Below are 6415 nucleotides of genomic sequence, written 5' to 3'. Positions count from 1 at the left end.
CCCCAGCCTTATCCCCCGCAACTCCCCGGTACTTCAATGAACCTCACCCGTCTGCGCGCCGACGCCCTGGCCGGACTCACCACGTCTTTTGCCTTGCTGCCCGAATGCATCGCCTTTGCCCTGGTGGCTCATCTCAACCCGCTGATGGGCCTTTACGGCGCATTCATCATCTGCACCCTCACCGCGCTGTTCGGCGGCCGGCCTGGCATGGTCTCCGGGGCCGCCGGCTCGATGGCGGTGGTGATCGTCGCGCTGGTGGTGCAGCACGGCGTGCAGTATCTGTTGGCCACGGTATTACTGGGCGGGTTGATCATGGTCGCCTTCGGCCTGTTGCGCCTGGGCAAGCTGGTGCGCATGGTGCCGCACCCGGTGATGCTCGGGTTCGTCAACGGCCTGGCGATCATCATTGCCTTGGCGCAGCTGGAGCATTTCAAAAGCGGTGACACCTGGCTCAGCGGCACGCCGCTGTACGTAATGACCGGGCTGGTCGCGGCAACCATGGCCACCGTCTACCTGCTGCCGCGCCTGACCCGCGCGGTACCGCCAGCCCTGGTGGCGATCCTCGGCGTGGGCCTGGCGGTATACCTGCTCGGCCTGCCGACCCGCACCCTGGGCGACATGGCCCACATCGCCGGCGGCCTGCCGACCTTCGCGCTGCCGCAGATCCCCTGGACCCTCGAAACCCTGCACATCATCGCGCCCTACGCGATCCTGATGGCCATGGTCGGCCTGCTGGAAACCCTGCTGACCCTCAACCTCACCGACGAAATCACCGAAACCCGCGGCTACCCGGACCGCGAAAGCGTGGCCTTGGGTGCCGCCAACATGGTCTCGGGCCTGTTCGGCGGCATGGGCGGCTGCGCGATGATCGGACAAACCGTGATCAACCTCAGCTCCGGCGGGCGCGGGCGCTTCTCCGGGGTATTTGCCGGGGTGATGATCCTGTTGTTCATTCTGTTTCTGTCACCGCTGATCGAGCGCATTCCGCTGGCGGCGCTGGTGGGGGTGATGTTTGTGGTGTCCCAGCAGACCTTTGCCTGGGCGTCCCTGCGGGTGATCAACAAGGTGCCGCTCAACGACGTGCTGGTGATCATGGCGGTGACGGTGATTACCGTGTTCACCGACCTGGCGACGGCGGTGCTGTGCGGGATTGTGATTGCGGCGCTGAACTTCGCCTGGCAGCAAGCGCGCGAGCTGTACGCGGATGAACATATGGAAGCGGACGGCAGCAAACTCTATCGGGTGCACGGCACGCTGTTTTTTGCCTCGACCACGCCGTTTTTGAATCGCTTCGATCCGGCCAACGACCCGGCCCAGGTGACGCTGGATTGCCGTCACTTGAGCTTCGTCGACTATTCAGCGATTGCTGCGTTGATGACCCTGCGCGAGCGCTACACCAAGGCCGGCAAGCATTTGCGGGTGCTGCACCTGTCCGAGCGCTGCCGCAAACTGCTCAAGCGCGCCCGGGTGCAGCACGACTGACCGTTGTTGAAGCGCAATGATCGTTCCCACGCTCTGCGTGGGAACGCCGCTTTGGACGCTCCGCGTCCGCTCTTAAAATCGTGACGCGGAGCGTCACAGGATGCGTTCCCACGCAGAGCGTGGGAACGATCATCATGGTCCGACCAGGTTTTCCAGTTCCTGGGCGCGGGTCTGGGTCATGTCCAGCACGCAGCCGGAGCCGTTGACCTGATCAATGGTGCCGCCGGTGGCCGAGCCGATGAAGCCGCAATTGGCATCGCGAAACTTGAGCCACTGGCGCTGGACGTCCTGCAACTGCTGCTTGCGGTTGCCTTCCATCGCGGTCATCGCGGTTTTGTAGGCGGTATTCAGGCGCGCGTCCTGCACCTTGGTTTCCTTGGCGTTGCAATCGACCATGTCGGCGGTGGTGTTGGCACCGTCCATGCATTTTTTCAGTGCCGGGTTCTCATCGGCCGAGGCCGTGCCGCACAAGGCCAGCAACAGTGCGCCGGCGGCGAAAGGAACAAGCAGGGGGTTACGATTCATTCTGGGTTTTCCTGGTCATGAGTCGGTGTGCAGTCTAAGACTCGGCCTGCGCAGTTGAGTTTCCAGCCCCGGCGATCTTCATGTAAGAACGCCTCCCGAATTTTCATCCACTGACCCCGGGCATATCCCTGCGCGACAGGGCTTGTCTGTGGGCGAAAATTACTTTCATAAAAATTGAAAATACACCCCGGTAATGATTTATGACTTTCACAACCTATTCGACGTGACCCTTTCCGAGGAGTACCGCATGGCCGCATCACCGGGGTATTGGCTGTTGATCTACGCCGCCATCGCCATCATTGCATTGATCGTATTGATCGCGCGTTACCGGCTCAACCCGTTTATCGTCATCACCCTGGTGTCTATCGGCCTGGCGCTGTTGGCCGGGATGCCGGCGGACACGATCATGGGCTCCTACGAGGCGGGCGTCGGCAAGACGCTGGGGCATATTGCGCTGGTGGTCGCGCTGGGCACCATGCTCGGCAAGATGATGGCCGAGTCCGGTGGCGCCGAGCAGGTGGCGCGCACGCTGATCAACCGGTTCGGCGAGCGTAACGCGCACTGGGCAATGGTGTGTATCGCGTTCCTGGTGGGGCTGCCGCTGTTTTTCGAGGTCGGTTTTGTGTTGCTGGTGCCGATCGCGTTTACCGTGGCGCGGCGGGTGGGCGTGTCGATCCTGATGGTCGGCCTGCCGATGGTGGCGGGCTTGTCGGTGGTGCATGCGCTGGTGCCGCCGCATCCGGCGGCGATGATGGCGGTGCTGGCCTATAACGCCTCGGTCGGGCAGACGGTGCTGTATGCAATTTTAATCGGCATACCCACCGCGATCATTGCCGGCCCGCTGTACGCCAAATTTATCGTGCCGCACATTCACCTGCCCGCGGAAAACCCGCTGGAGCGCCAGTTCATCGACCGCGAGCCGCGCACCCGCCTGCCGAGTTTCGCCCTGACCATGGGCACCATCCTGTTACCGGTGGTGCTGATGATGATCGGCGGCTGGGCCAACCTGATTTCCACACCGGGCACCGCCTTTAACCAGTTCCTGTTGTTTATCGGTAACTCGGTGATTGCGCTGCTGGTGGCGACCTTGGTGAGCTTCTGGACCCTCGGCCTGGCCCAGGGCTTCAACCGCGAGTCGATCCTCAAGTTCACCAACGAATGCCTGGCACCGACCGCCAGCATCACCTTGCTGGTGGGCGCGGGCGGTGGTTTGAACCGGATTCTGGTGGACGCCGGGGTCACCAATGAAATCCTCGGCCTGGCCCACGCCTTCAACCTGTCGCCCCTGGTGATGGGCTGGCTGTTCGCCGCGCTGATGCGCATCGCCACCGGCTCGGCCACCGTGGCCATGACCACGGCCTCAGGCGTGGTTGCACCGGTTGCGATGGGCCTGGGTTATCCACACCCGGAATTGCTGGTGCTGGCCACCGGCGCGGGTTCGGTAATCTTTTCCCACGTAAACGACGGCGGCTTCTGGCTGATCAAGGAATACTTCAATATGACGGTGATCCAGACCTTCAAGACCTGGACCGTGCTGGAGACCCTGATTTCGGTGGTCGCCTTCGGTCTGACTTATGGTTTGTCCTGCATCTTGTAACCCGGAGCCGAACCGATGGACATCCTCTACCAGATCCGCGCCCGCCAGGATTCCTTCAGCGCCGGCGAAGGGCGTATCGCCAAGCTGATGCTCGATGATGTCGGCTTTGCAGCGTCCGCCAGCCTGGAAGAATTGTCCCAACGGGCCGAGGTCAGCACCGCCACCTTGTCGCGTTTTGCCCGCAGCGTCGGCTGCCGCGACCTGCGTGACCTGCGCCTGCAACTGGCCCAGGCCAGCGGTGTCGGCAGCCGTTTCCTCGACCCGGCGGGCCTGCCGGAGCAGTCGGCGTTTCACCGGCAGATTCTCAGCGATATCGAGGCGACGTTGCGCCGGCACCTGTCCGGTTTCAACCAGCGCAGTTTTGTCGACGCCGTGAGCCTGCTGGGCAATGCGCGGATGATCCACGCGTTCGGCATGGGCGGGCCGTCGAGCCTGTGCAGCGACGAGTTGCAAGTGCGCCTGGTGCGCCTGGGCTACGCGATCAACGCCTGCCACGACCCGGTGATGATGCGCGTGACCGCCGCCACCCTGGGCCCGGAGCATGCGCTGATCGTCTGCTCGCTGACCGGCATCACCCCGGAGGTATTGGGCGTGGTGGCGCTGGCACGCAACTACGGCGCAAAAATCATCGCCATCACCCTGCCGGATTCACCGCTGGCGCAGTTGGCCGACGTGCTGCTGCCGCTGCAACCGGCCGAAACCAGTTTTATCTACAAGCCAACGGCGGCGCGCTACGGAATGCTGTTGGCCATCGATGTGCTCGCTACCGAGCTGGCCTTGGCCATGCCGGACGACAACCAGGAACGCCTGCGACGGATCAAGCTGGCCCTGGACGATTATCGCGGCGGCCCTGACAGCCTGCCGCTTGGAGATTGAGATGAAGTACCACACGCTGATCCGCCAGGCGCTGATCATTGATGGCAGCAACACCCCCGGCTATGTCGCCGATGTGGCGGTGCACGAGGGGCGTATCGAGAAGATCGGCGACCTGTCCCGGGACAGCGCCGAGCATGAAATCGACGCCACCGGGCGCGTATTGGCGCCGGGGTTTATCGACGTGCACACCCACGACGACACGGTGGTGATCCGTCACCCGCAGATGCTGCCCAAGCTGAGCCAGGGCGTGACCACGGTGATTGTCGGCAACTGCGGCATCAGCGCCTCGCCCGTGAGCTTGCAGGCTGATCCGCCGGACCCGATGAACCTGCTGGGCACCGCCGAGGCCTTTGCCTACCCACGGTTCAGCGATTACCGCGCGGCGGTGGAAAACGCCCACCCGGCCGTCAATGTGGCGGCGCTGATCGGCCACACCGCGCTGCGCAGCAACCATATGGACGACCTGCACCGTACCGCCACGCCGGGTGAAATCACCGCGATGCGCGTGCAGTTGCAGGAGAGTCTGGCGGACGGTGCCCTGGGTTTATCCACCGGGCTTGCATACGCCAGCGCCTTCAACGCCGAGACCGATGAAGTGCTGCAGTTGAGTGAAGAACTGACGGCGTATGGCGCGGTGTACACCACCCATTTGCGCAGCGAATTCGAACCGGTGCTGGAGGCGATGGACGAGGCTTTTCTGATCGGCCGGCATGCCAAGGCGCCGGTGATCATTTCCCACCTCAAGTGCGCGGGCGCCGGTAACTGGGGGCGCAGTCCGCAGTTGTTGGCCTCGCTGGAACACGCGGCGAAGACCCACCCGGTGGGCTGCGATTGCTACCCGTATGCGGCCAGCTCTTCGACCCTGGACCTCAAGCAAGTCACCGATGCGTTTCGCATCACCATCACCTGGTCTGCGCCGCATCCGGAAATGGGCGGGCGGGATCTGCAGGATATCGCCGCCGAGTGGGCGGTGCCGCTGATGGACGCCGCCCGCCGCCTGCAACCCGCCGGGGCGGTGTATTACGGGATGGACGAGACCGACGTGCAGCGCATCCTGGCGCATCCGCTGTCGATGATTGGCTCGGATGGTTTGCCGGAAGATCCGTTTCCTCATCCACGTCTGTGGGGCGCGTTTCCCCGGGTACTGGGGCATTTCAGCCGGGACCTTGGCTTGTTCCCGCTGCACACCGCCGTGCACAAGATGACTGGCTTGTCGGCAGCGCGCTTTGGCTTGGCCGAGCGCGGTGAAATCCGTGAAGGACACTGGGCCGATCTGGTGCTGTTTGATCCGTTGCGGGTGCGGGATGTGGCGGACTTCAAAGAGCCGCAGCGCGCGGCGGAAGGGATTGACGGTGTGTGGGTCAACGGCGTGCTCAGCTACAGCGACGGGCAGGCCAACGGGCAGCGTCCCGGACGATTCCTGGCGCGCAGTGGGGATTTGCGAAAGGGGTTTGCGGCCGTATAGTGGCCGCTCTCAAACACGGAGCAATCGCCATGCACTTAGGAAAAGTCACCCCCATTTTGCGCAGTTTCGACGAGGCCAAAACCCTGGAGTTCTACGTCGATTTCCTGGGGTTCAAGGTCGATTGGCAGCACCGGTTTGAAGATAACTTTCCGCTGTACCTGCAGGTGTCGCTGGGGGACTGCGTGCTGCACTTGTCCGAGCACCATGGCGATTGCACGCCAGGTGCGGCGGTGCGGATTCAGGCTCAAGGGTTGGAAGCGTACCAGCAACAGTTGCTGGCCAAGCATTACCGCAACGCCAAGCCGGGGATTGAAGACACGCCATGGGGCAGCCGCGAGATGAGCATCAGCGACCCGTCGGGGAACCGGTTGGTGTTTGTTGAAGAAGTCAGCAGATGAGGCTGCGCGCATAAATCGCAGGCAATAAAAAACCGCCTTAGTAGGGCGGTTTTTTATTGCAATCCCAGTTCG

At 63.0% G+C, this 6415-nt stretch carries 6 protein-coding genes; 5 read left to right on the top strand and 1 reads right to left on the bottom strand.

What is annotated here, in order from left to right:
- The first annotated feature begins 36 nt into the window (after window positions 1-36).
- Window positions 37-1482: a SulP family inorganic anion transporter gene (locus HX869_RS09780; protein ID WP_177021606.1), complete on the top strand. Its 1446-nt coding sequence runs from the start codon at window positions 37-39 to the stop codon at window positions 1480-1482.
- A 132-nt stretch (window positions 1483-1614) separates the two neighbouring features.
- On the opposite strand, the gene HX869_RS09775 is transcribed toward HX869_RS09780, so the two are convergent.
- The gene (locus HX869_RS09775; RefSeq protein WP_003212286.1) at window positions 1615-2007 is read right to left on the bottom strand and encodes a lysozyme inhibitor LprI family protein; all 393 of its coding nucleotides are present in this window, start codon (window positions 2005-2007) and stop codon (window positions 1615-1617) included.
- A gap of 193 nt (window positions 2008-2200) precedes the next feature.
- On the opposite strand from HX869_RS09775, the gene HX869_RS09770 reads away from it, so the two are divergent.
- From HX869_RS09770 to HX869_RS09755, 4 genes are read left to right on the top strand one after another with little or no spacing between them, the layout of a single operon-like run.
- The gene (locus tag HX869_RS09770) at window positions 2201-3604 is read left to right on the top strand and encodes a gluconate:H+ symporter (protein ID WP_017478510.1); all 1404 of its coding nucleotides are present in this window, start codon (window positions 2201-2203) and stop codon (window positions 3602-3604) included.
- Between the two features lie 15 nt (window positions 3605-3619).
- On the top strand, window positions 3620-4480 hold the full coding sequence (locus tag HX869_RS09765) for a MurR/RpiR family transcriptional regulator (protein ID WP_003212283.1): 861 nt from the start codon (window positions 3620-3622) through the stop codon (window positions 4478-4480).
- Window position 4481: 1 nt separating this feature from the next.
- The gene (locus HX869_RS09760) at window positions 4482-5945 is read left to right on the top strand and encodes an amidohydrolase family protein (protein ID WP_008436702.1); all 1464 of its coding nucleotides are present in this window, start codon (window positions 4482-4484) and stop codon (window positions 5943-5945) included.
- Between the two features lie 29 nt (window positions 5946-5974).
- Window positions 5975-6343 (top strand): glyoxalase superfamily protein, encoded by a 369-nt coding sequence (locus HX869_RS09755; protein ID WP_087693433.1) that lies wholly within the window; start codon window positions 5975-5977, stop codon window positions 6341-6343.
- Window positions 6344-6415 lie beyond the last annotated feature (72 nt).

This window comes from Pseudomonas sp. P7779, assembly GCF_013386315.1.
GTDB lineage: Bacteria > Pseudomonadota > Gammaproteobacteria > Pseudomonadales > Pseudomonadaceae > Aquipseudomonas.
The sequence above is the reverse complement of the archived record's forward strand: the minus strand, read 5'-3'. Positions and strand labels throughout refer to the sequence as shown.